9 protein-coding genes are annotated in these 15,803 nt (G+C 40.4%); 7 read left to right on the forward strand and 2 right to left on the reverse strand.

The window, feature by feature from the left end:
- Positions 1-61 precede the first annotated feature (61 nt).
- From RCC89_06790 to RCC89_06815, 6 genes are all read left to right on the forward strand, one after another.
- Positions 62-2,335 (forward strand): NADP-dependent malic enzyme, encoded by a 2,274-nt coding sequence (locus tag RCC89_06790; GenBank protein WMJ72869.1) that lies wholly within the window; start codon positions 62-64, stop codon positions 2,333-2,335.
- Between the two features lie 4 nt (positions 2,336-2,339).
- On the forward strand, positions 2,340-2,930 hold the full coding sequence (gene ruvA, locus RCC89_06795; protein ID WMJ72870.1) for a Holliday junction branch migration protein RuvA: 591 nt from the start codon (positions 2,340-2,342) through the stop codon (positions 2,928-2,930).
- A gap of 12 nt (positions 2,931-2,942) precedes the next feature.
- A complete protein-coding gene (sprA, locus tag RCC89_06800; protein ID WMJ72871.1) occupies positions 2,943-10,115 on the forward strand; it encodes a cell surface protein SprA in 7,173 nt (2,390 codons plus the stop codon).
- 88 nt (positions 10,116-10,203) lie between these two features.
- Complete coding sequence (gene gcvH / locus RCC89_06805; protein WMJ72872.1) at positions 10,204-10,584, forward strand: glycine cleavage system protein GcvH; 381 nt, start codon at positions 10,204-10,206, stop codon at positions 10,582-10,584.
- A gap of 9 nt (positions 10,585-10,593) precedes the next feature.
- Positions 10,594-10,983: a VanZ family protein gene (locus RCC89_06810; protein ID WMJ72873.1), complete on the forward strand. Its 390-nt coding sequence runs from the start codon at positions 10,594-10,596 to the stop codon at positions 10,981-10,983.
- Entirely contained in the window at positions 10,976-12,247 is a 1,272-nt protein-coding gene (locus tag RCC89_06815; GenBank protein ID WMJ72874.1) for a M28 family peptidase, read from the forward strand. Before RCC89_06810 ends, RCC89_06815 begins: the two co-directional genes overlap by 8 nt.
- 377 nt (positions 12,248-12,624) lie before the next feature.
- Here the strand turns inward: RCC89_06815 and RCC89_06820 are convergent, their stop codons facing one another.
- Together RCC89_06820 and RCC89_06825 are read right to left on the reverse strand one after the other, a co-directional pair.
- Positions 12,625-13,545, reverse strand: a complete 921-nt coding sequence (locus tag RCC89_06820) for a transposase (protein WMJ72875.1) — start codon at positions 13,543-13,545, stop codon at positions 12,625-12,627.
- Between the two features lie 31 nt (positions 13,546-13,576).
- On the reverse strand, positions 13,577-13,963 hold the full coding sequence (locus RCC89_06825) for a hypothetical protein (protein WMJ72876.1): 387 nt from the start codon (positions 13,961-13,963) through the stop codon (positions 13,577-13,579).
- A gap of 315 nt (positions 13,964-14,278) precedes the next feature.
- Between RCC89_06825 and RCC89_06830 the strand changes: the two genes are divergently transcribed.
- Positions 14,279-15,784 (forward strand): Do family serine endopeptidase, encoded by a 1,506-nt coding sequence (locus tag RCC89_06830; protein WMJ72877.1) that lies wholly within the window; start codon positions 14,279-14,281, stop codon positions 15,782-15,784.
- Positions 15,785-15,803: the final 19 nt, after the last annotated feature.

The raw sequence follows: 15,803 nt of genomic DNA on the forward strand, positions 1-15,803 counted from the left end.
TTAAGAATAAGTGATAAATAAGCATTTTTTTGAAAATTAAATTAGTTATTTTTGTCCTCTTATGGCTATAACAATTAGAAAAGAAGATGCCCTGAACTACCATTCACATGGGCAACCTGGTAAAATTGAAGTTGTTCCTACAAAAATCCTTAGCTCCCAAATTGATTTGGCTTTGGCTTATTCTCCTGGTGTGGCAGAACCATGCAAGGAAATATCAGCTAATAAAGATGAAGCATATAAATATACTTCTAAAGGAAACCTTGTAGCTGTAATTTCTAATGGTACGGCTGTTTTAGGTTTAGGAAATATTGGACCTGACGCATCCAAACCTGTCATGGAGGGAAAGGGTGTTTTGTTTAAGAAGTTTGCAGGGATAGATGTTTTTGATATAGAGGTTGATTGTACAGACCCTAAAAAATTTATAGAAATAGTTAGGGCTTTGGAGCCAACTTTTGGAGGTATTAACCTGGAAGATATTAAGGCTCCGGAGTGCTTTCTTATAGAAGAAGAACTCAAGAAACAGACCAATATCCCTGTCATGCATGACGATCAGCATGGTACGGCTATCATATCTGCGGCGGCACTTTTAAATGCCCTTGAGTTGATCGACAAAGATATCAGTTCTGTAAAATTTGTTATTTGTGGGGCTGGGGCTGCGGCCATATCTTGTACAAAGCTGTATATGTCTTTGGGGGTAAAAAAAGAAAACCTTATTATGGTGGACAAGGACGGCGTGATCCGTTCTGACAGACCATCTATAGACCCTACGCACGTTGCTTTTGCTACAGATAAAGATATTACCTCATTGGCAGAAGCTGTGGATGGTGCAGATGTCTTTATCGGATGCAGTACTGGCAATGTATTGACTGCCGAAATGCTTAAAACAATGGCTTCTAACCCTATTGTTTTTGCTTTAGCAAACCCTGTGCCTGAAATTGATTATAACCTAGCCATTAGTACCCGAGATGATGTGATCATGGCTACTGGACGTTCTGATTTTCCTAACCAGGTCAATAATGTACTAGGTTTCCCATATATTTTTAGGGGTGCTTTAGATGTAAGGGCTTCTGGTATTAATGAAGAAATGAAGCTGGCTGCTGTAAAAGCTTTGTGTGAGCTTACTAAAGAGCCAGTGCCTGATATTGTCAATAAAGCATATAGTGACCATAAGCTTACATTTGGTAGAAACTATCTTATCCCAAAACCATTAGACCCTAGGTTAATTACCACTATTTCCCCTGCAGTAGCCAAAGCGGCTATGGAAACAGGACTGGCAAGAACGGCCATTACGGACTGGGATGAATACCACATGGAACTGCAGAAAAGGATTGGTATTGACCAGAAACTGATGTCAAGGGTAATCAGTAGGGCTAGGCAGCATCCTAAAAGGGTGGTATTTGCCGAAGCTGATCATTACAAAATACTCAAAGCTGCACAGATTATTATTGACGAAGGTATCGGTGAGCCTATTTTATTAGGGAATAGACAGAAAATCAAAAGATTGATTGAGGAGCACAACCTTGACTTAGGGGATTGTCTGATCATGAACCCTCGTGAAGAGAAAGAAAAGATAAAGAGGTTTGGTGAGCTGCTTTATAAAAAACGTCAGCGTAAAGGGGTTACTCTATACGAAGCCCGACAAATGATGCGCCAAAGAAACTATTTTGGCTCTATGATGGTCGAAACTGGCGAAGCAGATGCGTTTATATCCGGCTTGACCAGAGATTATGCTTCTGCCATTAAACCAGCTTTACAAACTATTGGTGTTGAAAAAGGAACAGGTCGGGTTGCAGGTATGTACATTATTTTGAATAAAAACAATACCTACTTTTTCTCAGATACTACAGTAAATGAAAACCCTACGGCAGATGAGCTTTCTGAGATCGTTGGACTTACAGCACGGACAGTTCGGTTTTTCGATGTAGAGCCACGTATTGCCATGTTATCTTATTCAAACTTTGGCTCGAACAAGGGCGAGGTACCACTCAAGACAGCACTTGCTGCCGAAAAAGCAAGAGAGCGTTTCCCAGACCTCTTAATAGATGGAGATGTGCAGGCTAATATTGCGCTTAATACAAAACTTCTTAAGGAAAACTATCCTTTCAGCGTATTGGCAGAACAAGGGGCAAATACCCTAATTTTCCCTGATTTGGCATCTGGTAACATTGCATATAAACTCCTGCAAGAAGTAGGGGGCGCCGAAGCCATTGGGCCAGTGTTGATGGGCATGCGTAAACCTGTACACATCCTTCAGTTAGGAAGCTCTGTAAGGGAAATCGTCAATATGGTGGCAATAGCTGTTGTTGAAGCTCAGTCTTACAGTTCAAAGAATTAAATAAATGATTGCTTTTGTTGATGGAAGGTTGGTTCAAAAAGATCCAACCTTTGTTATTATTGAAACCCACGGAATAGGTTATCAAATCAGGATATCTTTGCAAACTTATTCTTCACTTCAGGAGGGCGAACGTTGTAAGCTGATTACCTTCCTCCACATTAAAGAAGATGCCCATACCCTATATGGTTTTTCTACAGAAAAAGAAAAAAAGGTGTTCATGGACTTAATCTCCATTTCTGGGGTAGGGCCTAACACCGCACTTACCTGTTTGTCTTCCATGAATGCCTCCGAGATTGTTCAGGCCATTGTGAATGAAGATGTTAAAACTGTTCAGAGTATCAAGGGGATAGGAGCTAAAACTGCGCAAAGGATTATCTTGGAACTAAAGGATAAAATGAAGAAGGAATTGCCTGCAGGAGAAGCCTCCCATATATCCGGAATCTCGCACAATACATTAAGAAATGAGGCGTTATCCGCATTGATGACTTTAGGAATAGCTAAAGGTGCTGCTGAAAAGAGCATTGATAGTATTCTGAAAAAAGAAGGGAATATCTCTTTAGAACAATTAATTAAATACGCACTGAAATCAGCATAATTTTTTCCGACTTTGTCAAAGTTCAGTAAAAATAGTTTTCTGTTTACGGGTATCTTTTGCTTAATACTTGCTGTATGGCTCTCTAATGCTAACACGGCAAGCAGCAAAATTGTTCCGTGGGATAAGGAATTAGCCCCAGCGGATACCAGTGATAAGGAAAAAGACAAAGAGAAAGAACAGCGGGAGAAGGAAAAAGAGCTAGAACGGCAAAGAAAAGAAAGCAGACGCCCTATTTACTATGAACATGATAGGGAAGGCGACCCTTTTTCTAATGAATCTCCTGAGTCTCCCTTGCTAGGCCCTAAACCTAGTAACTTACACCTCGATGTAGAGCTTGATACTACGCTGGACAACTATATCATTCACGAGAAAGTTGGTGATGATATTGACGCCAGGCCTGACTCTGAGATGACTTTTGAGGAATATTCCCGTTATAAAAATAGGCAAATGATGCGCCAGTACTGGAAAGATAAGAGTGCTGGTGACAAAGAGTTGGAAGACAATACCATTGGAGAAGCCAGTCTTAGGCTTCCGGCACCTGGTCTTGGGTCTATTTTTGGTAAAGACTTTGTTGAGATCAAGCCCAATGGTTATGTTACATTAGACTTTGGTGGTAGGTGGCAACGTACACAGAACCCCGCTATGCCTATCAATATGCAGCGGATGGGAGGTTTCGAGTTTGATCAGATGATTGGTATGAACGTTGTCGGTACCATTGGAGATAAGCTTCAACTGACGGCTAACTGGGATACCAAAGCTCAATTTGAATTTCAAAATAACCTAAAACTTGAGTTTACTGGTTATGAAGAGGACATCATTCAGAAAATTGAGGCTGGTAATGTAAGCATGCCTCTTAATACGCAGTTGATTTCTGGTTCTCAAAATCTTTTTGGTATCAAGACCAGGTTACAGTTTGGTAGGCTATCGGTGACTTCGATAGCTGCGTCTCAAAGGGGGCAGGCCGATGAAATTAGGATTGAAGGTGGGTCCCAAAGTCGCCAATTTGAGTTAAGGGCTGATAAGTATGATGAAAACAAGCACTTTTTTATAGGACAGTTTTTCAGGAACAATTATGAACGGTCTTTAAAAACTACTCCTGTGATCATGTCTGGGGTTAAAATTACCAGACTTCAGGTTTATATCACCAACAGGACCAATGTTACTGAAAATACGAGAAACATGGTCGCCTACCTAGATTTGGGAGAAGCAAACCCACACAAAGAAACATTTAGGGAAGGTAACGGAGGGCGCCTTACACCAGCAGACAATGCTGCAAATAAGTTGTTCCGGTCAATTAGACAATATACACAGACCACGAGCCTTAGAGAAAATCTTGCCGCTTCAGGGCTGGAGGCTGGTGAGGATTTTGAGATTATTAATAACGCCAGAAGGTTAGAACCTAACCGGGAGTTTCACTACCATGAAGACCTTGGGTATATTTCCCTTAACACGCCTCTTAGGGCTGATGAGGTTTTGGCCGTGGCTTATGAGTATACTTACAATGGTAAGAATTATAGGGTTGGACAGCTACAGGATGAAACTCAAAACCTTAAGGATGAAGAGGTGATGATATTAAAAATGTTGAAGCCCTCTACTGTTCGACTGAACCTGCCAACTTGGGACCTGATGATGAAAAACATCTATCAGCTAGAGACAAACCAGTTGACGCGGGAAAATTTTCAAATGCGGATTATCTATAAAGACGATATCTCCGGTGCGGACAGGCCTAATATCCAAGAGGGTGCGGCAAGCAAAGCTCCTCTTTTGAGACTTTTGGGATTAGACCAGTTAAACCCTAACAATGACCCTCCGGCAGATGGTAACTTTGACTACATTGAAGGGGTAACGGTAGACTCTAGGTATGGCCGGATTATGTTCCCTGTACTTGAACCTTTTGGGTCGAGCTTGAAGCAGCATTTTGATACAATTAATGAATCTCACCTGGTCAATAAATATATTTTTCAGGAGCTGTATGATATGACCAGGATCGATGCGGAGCAGATAGCCAGTAAGAACAAATATTTCCTGAGCGGTCGTTACCAGTCAGCCTCTTCTAGCGAAGTCATGTTGCCTGGTATCAATATTTCACCAGGTTCAGTAATAGTTACTGCTGGTAGTTCCCCTTTGCAGGAGGGGGTAGACTATACCGTAGACTATAACATGGGCCGTTTAAAGATTATCAATGAAGGGGTGTTGGCTTCTGGAAATGAGATACGGATCCGTTTTGAAAAAGCGGATCTTGTAAATTTTCGGCAAAAATATTTTTTGGGTTCCCGTTTTGATTATAGGGTCAGCGATGATATAAATTTTGGGGCGACTATACTCCATCAAAGTGAGCGGCCTCAGGTTTCCAGGGTAGCTTTTGGAGATGAGCCTTCTGCCAATACCATTTGGGGCTTGGATGCGAATTATGCATCAGAGTCCAGGATTATCACTAAGATAATTGATAAATTCCCATTGATACAGACCAAAGCACCTTCTTCTGTTACGGCTAGTGGGGAATTTGCGCACCTTATCCCTGGCTATTCGCGAGGGCTTAACCTAAACCAAGACGAAGGAGGTACCTCTTATATTGATGATTTTGAAGGTGCGGAAACGCCTTTTGACCTCACAAGGACTCCAACACTCAAGTGGCACCTGGGAGCTACTCCAATGCGGTTTCCTGAAGCGAGAAGTCATGGCCTTGAATATGCGTATAAAAGAGCTCGGCTGGCGTGGTACACTGTAGACCTTTCATTTTATACTGATAGGGGGCGGCCAGATCATATAACACAAGAAGATGTTGATAATCACTTTGTAAGACGGGTAGACCCTCAGGAGGTGGCGCCTGGGTTTCAAGAATTGCTAGGTAACATCAATGAGCCTGTCCTTGACCTCGCTTACTATCCTTCTGAGCGGGGGCCTTACAATTATAATCCAGACCTAACGTCTGATGGAAAACTTAAAAATCCCCAAGAAAACTTTGGTGCCATAACACGGGCGGTATCTGGTGATATCGATTTTGACAATTCAAATGTGCAGTATGTTGAGTTTTGGTTAATGAGTCCCTATATAAACTCTAATGAAAATACAATGATTGAAGGGGAGCCATTTGACCATAATACCCGAGGACAACTGTATTTTAACTTAGGTAGTATATCTGAAGATGTTTTGAAAGACGGACGTCACTCTTTTGAGAATGGACTCCCTACAGAGCCCGATGATGAAGGGGTGGATGTTACTCCTTGGGGTCATGTGCCAAGACAACAGTATCTAACCAATGCGTTTGATAACACAGGTAGAGATCGTCAAGACGTCGGTCTTGATGGTTTGTCTAATGAAGAAGAAAGAGAGTTCTTTAATGATTTCTTGAATCAACTTCCTGGAAGTGCGAGGAATATCGTTCAGGAGGACCCTTCAGGTGATGACTTTAAGTTCTTCCATGATCAGGAGTATGATGAAAGGGAAGCCTCTGTTTTGGAACGTTATAAACGCTTCAACGGTCTTGAGAACAACTCGCCTACAAGTACAGGAAATGTGCCACAAGCAAATAATCAGCTTCCCGATAATGAAGACCTTAACCAAGACAACACAGTTAATGACCTGGAAGAATACTATGAGTATAGAATAGATATAGATCCTAATAGGTTTTCTGTTGGTCAAAACTACATAGTAGACCAGAACGTGCAGAGCAATGTGAATGGAGATGAAGTGACTTGGTACCTTTTTAGAATTCCAATCCGTGAGCCAGATAATACAGTTGGTAATATCAGTGGTTTTAAGTCTATCAGGTTTATGCGGATGTATATGACCGGGTTTGAAAAACCTATTGTGCTACGTTTGGCAAAGTTTCAAATGGTTGCCAACCAGTGGAGAACCTATCAGCACGATGATATTAATGACCCTGATTTTAGGGTTGTTAATGAGGCTGGTACAGAAACATTTACGGTATCTTCGGTTAACATCGAACAACATGGACAAGCGTCTGAGAATGCACCTGCTTATACATTGCCTCCTGGCTTTCATAGAGATATGGATGTGACATCTCCACAGCCGAGGGAGCTTAATGAGCAGTCTCTTAGCCTTTGTGCGGAGCGATTGCCTGACGGAAGATCAAGGGCAGTATTTAAGAACGTAAATATGGACTTTGTCAACTATCGGAGGTTAAGGATGTTTATTCATGCCCATACCCAAGATATTAATGTGCAAGATGAAGATATGCAGGTCTTTATTAGGTTGGGTACTGACTTTGTTGAAAACTATTATGAAATCTCTATTCCTTTATATTTGACTCCTATAGGTGCTACTGACGAGCATGAAGTTTGGAGGTCTGAAAATGAGCTGGATATTTTGCTCGAAGACCTTGTAGAGGTAAAGATTAATAGAGACCGTTCTGAGGATTACGGTTTTGCTAATACTTATATAGAACAGCATGGAAACCGGACCATTGCCGTAAGGGGTAGACCTGAACTGAGTTCCGTACAGACTATTATGCTGGGTATACGAAACCCTGCCAGAGAAGGACCGTCTCGTGCTGAACGATCTATATGTGTTTGGCTAAATGAACTTAGGTTGGCAGAGTTCCAAACCCAAAATGGTTGGGCAGCAACCGCCATTCTGAATACCAAATTGGCAGATGTCGCTAATGTTACGGCTTCTGCTAGATATGTTTCGGCAGGCTTCGGTTCACTAGACCAAAGGATTTCTGAGCGCCAACGGCATAATACTTTAGAATATGGTATCGCCTCCAATGTCAGTGTAGATAAGTTCTTACCTGAAAAATTGGGATTGAAATTACCGTTTTATGTTAGTCATGACCGTATGGTTATTACGCCTGAGTTTAACCCTTTGAACCCTGACGTTCCTATGGACCGGGCACTCGATGGTTTGCCTGAAGAAAAACGGGCAGACTATGAACGGTTTATATTGGATCAAACCACTAGGAACAGTTGGAACTTTACCAATATTCAAAAAGTAAAAACCAAAGAAGGGGCCAAAAGTCGGATATATGATATTGAAAACCTGACTTTGTCATTTGGGTATAGCCGTACTACCAGGACGAATGTTGATATTAAAGAGTATGATTTCAGGCATTACAGGGCCGCACTGGGGTATAATTATGCCTTTACCCCTAAGGTATATGAGCCATTTAAGAAGTTCCGTTTTCTGAAGTCCCCATATTTTAGACTTATTAAGGATTTTAATTTTAGCATTCTGCCAAATAGGATATCCGTACGGGGAGACCTGGACCGAAGGATTATAAAAACACAGTTTTATGAAGGAAATCCATTAGATGGTTTTGTCCAGGATCCTTTTTACGAAAAAGCTTTTGCATTTAACAGGGTGTATGCTGTTAACTGGAATGTGACGAAAAACCTGTCTGTTGATTATACCGCAAATGCTTTTGCGCTTATAGATGAACCGGAAGGGGACCCTGATGCCGACGGGTACAATAGGATACTCTTAGATCAGCTAAAGTATGGTGGTAGGATGAAGGATTTCAATCAAATGGTTGCATTAAATTATAAAGTACCTTTTGATAAAATACCACTTACTGACTGGATTGGTGCCGATGTCCGTTATTCGGGAGGATACACCTGGACCGCAGGAGCGCTTAGCGTAGCGGACTCATTGGGTCACTTGACAGCCAATAGCAGAGAACGGTCTATTAACTCTAGGATCAATTTTGAGAAGCTGTACAATAAAAACAAGTTCCTGAAAGAAATTAACAAACCTAAACCTAAACGCCGAAAACCCGGGCCACCAAGTGCCAAGAAAGACACTACGGAACAGCAGAAAAAGGAACTCAAAGGTTTGAAAGCGGGTATCCGATCGTTGATGAGTCTTAAAACCATTAATGCTAGCTTTACTGAAACAGAAGGTATTTCTTTACCAGGTTTTATGAATACGCCGCGGGTAGTTGGTTTGAGTCCGGGAGGAAATGCCACGTTGGATATGACGCCATTTGTTTTGGGTTCTCAAAACATGGATATAAGGCATATGGCTTCGTATAACCAATGGTTGACGCACAGTCGGGCCCTGAACAATACATTTAACTATTCGCGGAATCAGAATTTTAATGCTCGGGCTGCATTGGAACCTTTCAAAGACCTTAAAATAAGTGTAGATGCTAAAATGTCCAAAATGTCTAACTATCAAGAGTTTTACAGGATGGATACGGCGTATGTGCAGAACCCGACTAGGGAAAACTATCGGTTTAACTCAGAAAACCCATTTCAAAACGGTAGTTATAGTGCCACTTTTATATCTATTAGAACTGCCTTTCGAGACCCTGACCAGTTGTTTAGTGAGTTAGAGCAAAACAGGGCAAGGTTTAGGGCCAGGCTAAATGCCGAACGGAGGCATGATCAGGATTTTGAAGGATATGGGCTTAATTCGCAAGATGTGTTAATCCCTGCTTTTTTGGCTACTTATGCAGGAGAAGACAAAGGTACTTCACGTCTGTCGCCCCAAAGATTGCCCCTTCCAAACTGGCGGATAGATTTTAACGGGCTTACCCGCATTGAGAAGCTGAAAGATATTTTCCCTGCATTTACTGTTTCACATGCTTACCAAAGTATGTATAACATTTCAAACTATACCTCATCGTTAATTTATGGGCCGAGCATGGTGGGACCTAACATGGGACTTTTTGACCCTATTGACGGTAGCGATATGTTAACAAATGAAGACGGACGTTATATCCCGGTATTTGTTTTGGACCAGATTAGTATCGTTGAACGCTTTGCTCCTCTGATAGGGGTCAACTTTAGGACAAAAAGCAAGCTTTCATTTAAACTAGACTATACAAAAGACCGTACTTTAACTTTGAATATGTCGAACAGTCAAGTGACGGAAATTAGGAACGAAGGGATTATTTTTGGTCTGGGGTATGCAAAAACAGGCATGAAGCTTCCTATTCCTATAGACGGGAACCCGTATACGGTATTGAAAAATGAGCTTACCTTGCGGTTAGACGTTGCTGTAAGAAACGGTGTGACCGTTCAAAGAAAACTGGATGAACAAAGTACCGTTACCGCTGGTAATATTAACTGGCAGTTAAGGCCTACAATTAACTATATGGTCAACCAAAGGTTGACTTTGCAGTTTTACTTTGAGAGAAGTGTGAACGATCCATTGATCTCAACTTCATTTAAGCGGTCGACAACCGCATTTGGTGTGCAGCTAAGATTTACGCTTTCTTAATATTAATAGTGGTAAAATATAGCTATTTTTGAACGAATCGTTTTTATAATGGTAATAAAATTGAAATTTTTAACTAAAAGCGTTTTTTATGAATTTCCCTGAAAATTTAAAGTACACTGAGGAACATGAATGGGTTAGAGCCGAGGGCGATGTTGCTTATATAGGTATCACTGATTTTGCCCAAAGCGAATTAGGCGATATTGTATATCTTGATATCGACTCTGTAGGAGTAACAGTGGACGGCAATTCTGTTTTTGGCTCTGTAGAAGCTGTGAAAACTGTTTCTGATCTTTATATGCCTGTTACCGCTGAAGTCCTAGAGGTAAATCCAGAGTTGGAGTCTAACCCAGAACTGGTAAACTCTGATCCTTATGGCAAAGGGTGGATTATCAAAGTGAAGCCTGTAGACCCTTCTTCGATAAATGATCTTCTTGATGCAGAAGGATATAAAAAAGTTATTGGGCAATAGTAGAAGTTAATGTTTCTCAGATACAATATTTTTGCGATTGCCTGGGGAATACTTGTATTATTTCTGACATTATTTCCCGGACAGGAGATGCCTGATCTTTCTGTCTGGGATATGTTTAGCTTTGATAAATTTGCACATATTTTTGTTTTTGCTGTTCAGGTCTTTCTTCTAATTGTTGGGTTTACCAAACAATACACCTTCGATACACTGCGAAAGCATCCGGTTCGATATGCTATACTTTTTTCTTTCTTGCTTGGTTTTCTTATAGAGTTTTTCCAAAGTCTTATTCCTGGCAGAGGTTTTGATTATTTTGACCTTGTTGCTGATTTTGTTGGGTGCGTGCTTGGTTGGGTAGGCTTTTATTTCGTTTATCAATTTAGGTCTGAGTACAATGAGTAAAAAGATTTTCTATAGCCTTGCCTTATTTCTGGTTACATTATTGTCCTTCTCCCTTTATTCGCAAGATATAAATAGGGCAAGAGAAACCATTGAGATATTATCCGCACCTGATATGCATGGCCGGGGATATGTAAACAATGGTGATAAGATTGCTGCTGAATATATTCAGGAAAGGTTTGAGCAAATTGGCCTTAAAAAAATTAAGAATAGTTATTTTCAAAAATTTACCTTCGATATCAATACTTTCCCTGGACAGGTGAAGTTGCATTCTAACAGGCGGAAGTTTGTTCCTGGAGAAGACTATATTTTAAAACCTTTTTCCGGTGCAGGTAAAGGCAGGGGCAGACTGGTATATTTTGATACCTTGGCATTGCAAGATTCAGAGGTGCGCAATGAGTTTCTTAAAAAGAATTTAAAAAGGAAAATAGTTGTCTATGATGGAGATTATTATGGTCGCATGATTGAGTTTCCAGGAATTGTAGAAAAAGTGCATGAAGCCAAAGCTGTCGTTGAACTGGAAAGTAATAAGTTGACGATGGGTCTTTCTTCAAAACAATATAGCCGACCTTTCTTTCAGGTGTATGCCGACTCTTTTGATCAGAGTGCCCGTAGGGCGAGGTTTAAAGTAGAGGCTGAGCTAATTAAAGATTACGAATCGCAAAATGTAATTGGGTATGTGAGAGGTAAGACAAACCCTGATTCTTTAGTGGTAATATGTGCCCACTACGACCATTTAGGACGTTTGGGAGAAGATACTTATTTCCCCGGTGCTAATGACAATGCGAGTGGTACAGCTATGCTTTTGGAACTCGCAGATTATTATGCAAAGCCAGAAAATCAAATGAACTTTTCAATCGCTTTTATTGCTTTTGGTGCTGAAGAAGCGGGCTTGGTGGGATCTAAATATTTTGTGGACAATCCTTTGTTCCCTTTAAAGAATATCAAGTTTTTAGTGAATCTTGATATGATGGGGACTGGTGATGATGGGGTAATGGTAGTTAACGGAAAAGTGTTTGAAAACGAATTTCAAACTTTAAAAGCAATCAATAAAGAACACAACTTGCTTCCTCAAATCAAAGCCAGAGGCGAAGCGGCCAATTCCGATCACTATTTTTTTTACTTAAGGGGTGTCCCATGTTTTTTCTTATATACCCTTGGAGGTATCGCTGCTTATCATGATGTTTTTGATAAGGCTGAAACACTCCCTCTTACAAGATTCGAAGAGGTTTTTACACTTCTTAATAAGTTTGTTGGAGGTTTTTAACCTGGGTTATGCATTAGATTTTGTTATGAGAGGCAAAAGAACAAAAAAACAGCGTATTTGGTTTGCAAAGCGTAGTGGTTCTATGGTTAAAAACCAAATGCGAGCGAAACGTCTGATTTGAAGTTATTTTGCCACGCAATAGAAAGTTCTAATGCATATTTCAGGTTTAAGTAATGCATGCATATGGCCTTGCATGTGGATTAGAGTTATGTTCTGATTCCCGTTCTGTTCTGAGCTATTTGAAAATGCTTGGTAGCTCTTTGTTGAATCTGTTTTTCCCTAATAAAACTGTATTTGTGACTCTGCAGTTCTTTTTTATAGCAAATGACTTGTAGAGTGTAAGCACTTTTATCGGGTCACCGTATTTTTCTGGGGATTTAAGCAAAAAGCTTAGAGAGCCTGAACAAGAAAAACCTGGTATCTACAACGCCTCTTAAGTTTGCCCTGAAGAGCTTTATTTTTGAATTAAAAGATTCCGCATTTGCATTGGTAGATCTATTGTCAAAGAAGTTTAGAATATTGCTCATATGGTTGCTTACTGTATTTGCTACCGTTAAAAATTCTTTAATTTCCATCTCATGAGTTTTATTGATCCATTCATTAAACTTTTTTTCAGCGGAAATTTTTGTGTTGCTTTCATATATTAGCCTAAACTCAAGAACATGGTCATAAGCTTTTTTGAGGTCTGGATAATTTTCAAAAGCTATGTTGGCTCTCTGCTCTTGGCTTTGAGTCCAATCAGCTTTCTTTTTGGCAAAGACATACCTGCAGCGGGCCAAAAGTTGCTTTGGGGTGTCCCCATTGGGCAATAAGGGTGCTTTATACCTAACGCCATTCTTTTTGGCAGCTTCGATAGCCTTGTTTTCCATATCCAGTTCAACCCATCTTTGATTGACCCTTATATGTTGTAGAGCCTCCAGGGCCAGCCTTACTACATGAAAGCGGTCTGTAACCAAATTTGCCATGGGGAAACATGTTCTTGCGGATGACTCCATGTTTTTTGCCATGTCAAGGGTTACTTCCTTTACTTTATTCCTTTGTTCCAGAGGGATTTTCTCCAGAACTTGTATGATATTTGCCGACAATGTGCCTTTTACAGAAGCTACCAAAGAGCCTCTTTTGCCTCTCCCGTTTTTATTGGTAATAAAAGTGTACAACTCTCCTTTTGACAGTGCAACTTCGTCTATACTGAGATGCTCTCCGATATTGTCCGGAAAGACCAAATAGTCTTCTGCATGCTCTTTTTGTTCCCACTGCTTAAACCCACTGCTTTTCTTCTTATAGTGCCTCCTCAACAAATCCCCTTTGACCTCATAATAGCTGCCAATGTTACCAATGGTATCTTCGCGGGTCTCGACCTGTACCTTTTAAAAAATCTGAAAGCTCTTGAGTGATTTTAGAGCCTTCAGCTACAAATGAATAGTCATTGTAAACTATTTTGTTCTTGCATGTTTTATGCCTCCACCTTCGTCGCTTAAATTCAAGATAAACGGCTTTTCCCCTTATAGGGAAATCTTGCACAATTTTAGGTTCATAAAAACCTTTAGACTCGTACTCTTCAGGATTATGTTTTCCTAATAGCCGGTTCTGCTCAATGAGGTTGATTTTATAAAAGGATCTTTTGCTGTTCAGGTCACATAGCTCTATTACAGCTTCTATTTCAAAAAAATCTAGTATGCCTTCCGGCAAAAAAGGGGCAATAATATTTTCTTTCATCTTGCCTTAAAATTAACAAATCAAACCAAAACTCCCCAACTTTTACGTGTGAGCCCTTTTATCTCCTACATAAAAAATGTTTGCAGAGGTGAGTTCTGCGCTGATTTTGGATATGTAAGCAAAAACTCAGTCCTAACAGTGCCATTGCCATTTAGGTTGGGCGTTGGAAGAAATATATTGCACAACTTTACGTTCATCAGATGGAAACATATTCAGGAAAACTATTGACGAAAAGAAACTAAACCATTATGTTGCGGTTATCTATACGGTTACCCGTTTTTTTTGTCAAATTGTTTCATATCACCATTGTATAAAATGAATGTAAAGCAGATATCGATCATAGCATTGCTTTCCTCTGTAATGGGAGGCGGTGTGTCTTTGTTTGGGTACAAGATGTTCTCGGAGGAAGATAAAGTGTATCATACCGTTGAGCACACACAGCCAGTAAAGTTTTCTAATTATATAGCAGATACTACCATGCTGGTGCCTGAAGGTATGAATTTTATTCAGGCCGCTGAAGTTTCTACTCCTGCGGTAGTGCATATAAAAACCTATTTTGAATCAAATAGGGGAAGCGCTCAAAGGAGTCCCTTTGAAGATATGCTTAGAGACTATTTTGGAGAGCAATTTCCTCAGCACAGAGGAGAAGAACGGGGTGGCGGTAATAGTCCTATGGAAGGAGGTACAGGATCCGGGGTTATTATAACGTCTGATGGTTTTATTGCTACTAACAATCATGTTATTGACAAGGCTGACAAGATAGAAGTGACCCTCAATGATAAGCGGTCTTTCACCGCTACAGTGGTAGGTACAGACCCTTCTACAGATTTGGCAGTGTTAAAAATAGAGGAAGAAGGGTTAAAGCATTTAACGTTTGGAAATTCAGAATCAGTGAAGATAGGGGAGTGGGTATTGGCTGTTGGAAACCCATTTAATTTGACTTCTACTGTTACTGCGGGTATTGTAAGTGCAAAATCTAGAAATATAAATATACTTCGGGACCGGGATAATCTGGCTATAGAATCTTTTATTCAAACAGATGCTGCCGTTAACCCAGGAAACAGTGGTGGGGCTTTGGTTGATCTTCGTGGCAATCTAGTTGGTATCAATACGGCAATTGCTACGCCTACCGGGTCATTTTCAGGATACTCTTTTGCAGTTCCTGCTGCAATCGTCAAAAAGGTTACTGGTGATATTATTAAGTATGGTGCCGTTCAGCGCGCCTTGCTAGGGGTAAGCATTATTGATATAAACTCTCAGCTAGCAAGGGAGAAGAGCCTTGAGAATATTAAAGGCGTTTATGTGGCATCTGTCAATGAAACCAGTGCTGCGGCAGGTGCTGGTATTCAAGAAGGGGACGTGATAACCAAAGTCAATGATAGGGCGGTAAACTCTGCGGCACAATTGCAGGAGAGTATAGCCATGCACAACCCAGGTGATGTGGTGAAGATAACTTTTGTGAGAAAGGGTAAAGTAAAAGAAGTGGACGCAACTTTGAAAAATAAAAGAGGTGATACTAGTATTGTAAAAAGAGAAGTTGCTTCTACAAATGAATTTTTAGGGGCTAGCTTGTCTTCATTGTCAAACGAGGAACTAAAGAAATTAAAGATAGAAAGCGGTGTGAAAGTAATGAAAGTGGGCCCTGGCAAATTTAGAGACGCTGGAATATCAGATGGCTTTATTATTACCTCTATTGATAAAGTTAAGGTTAAAGAGCCGAAAGATATAATGAGTATTTTAGACGAAAACCGAACTGGAGGTGTCTTGATAGAGGGTATTTACAGCAATGGGCAGAAAGGTTTTTATGCTATAGGATTTTGACCTAATTAAGACGTAGACT

This window comes from Cytophagaceae bacterium ABcell3, assembly GCA_030913385.1.
Classification (GTDB): Bacteria; Bacteroidota; Bacteroidia; order Cytophagales; family Cytophagaceae; genus ABcell3.

Bases quoted from the DNA above. Each gene is read 5' to 3' on its own strand.
- RCC89_06825 (WMJ72876.1), bottom strand. From the start codon at position 13,963: ATGAAAGAAAATATTATTGCCCCTTTTTTGCCGGAAGGCATACTAGAT.
- RCC89_06830 (WMJ72877.1), top strand. From the start codon at position 14,279: ATGAATGTAAAGCAGATATCGATCATAGCATTGCTTTCCTCTGTAATG.
- RCC89_06810 (WMJ72873.1), top strand. From the start codon at position 10,594: ATGTTTCTCAGATACAATATTTTTGCGATTGCCTGGGGAATACTTGTA.
- gcvH (WMJ72872.1), top strand. From the start codon at position 10,204: ATGAATTTCCCTGAAAATTTAAAGTACACTGAGGAACATGAATGGGTT.
- ruvA (WMJ72870.1), top strand. From the start codon at position 2,340: ATGATTGCTTTTGTTGATGGAAGGTTGGTTCAAAAAGATCCAACCTTT.
- RCC89_06815 (WMJ72874.1), top strand. From the start codon at position 10,976: ATGAGTAAAAAGATTTTCTATAGCCTTGCCTTATTTCTGGTTACATTA.
- RCC89_06790 (WMJ72869.1), top strand. From the start codon at position 62: ATGGCTATAACAATTAGAAAAGAAGATGCCCTGAACTACCATTCACAT.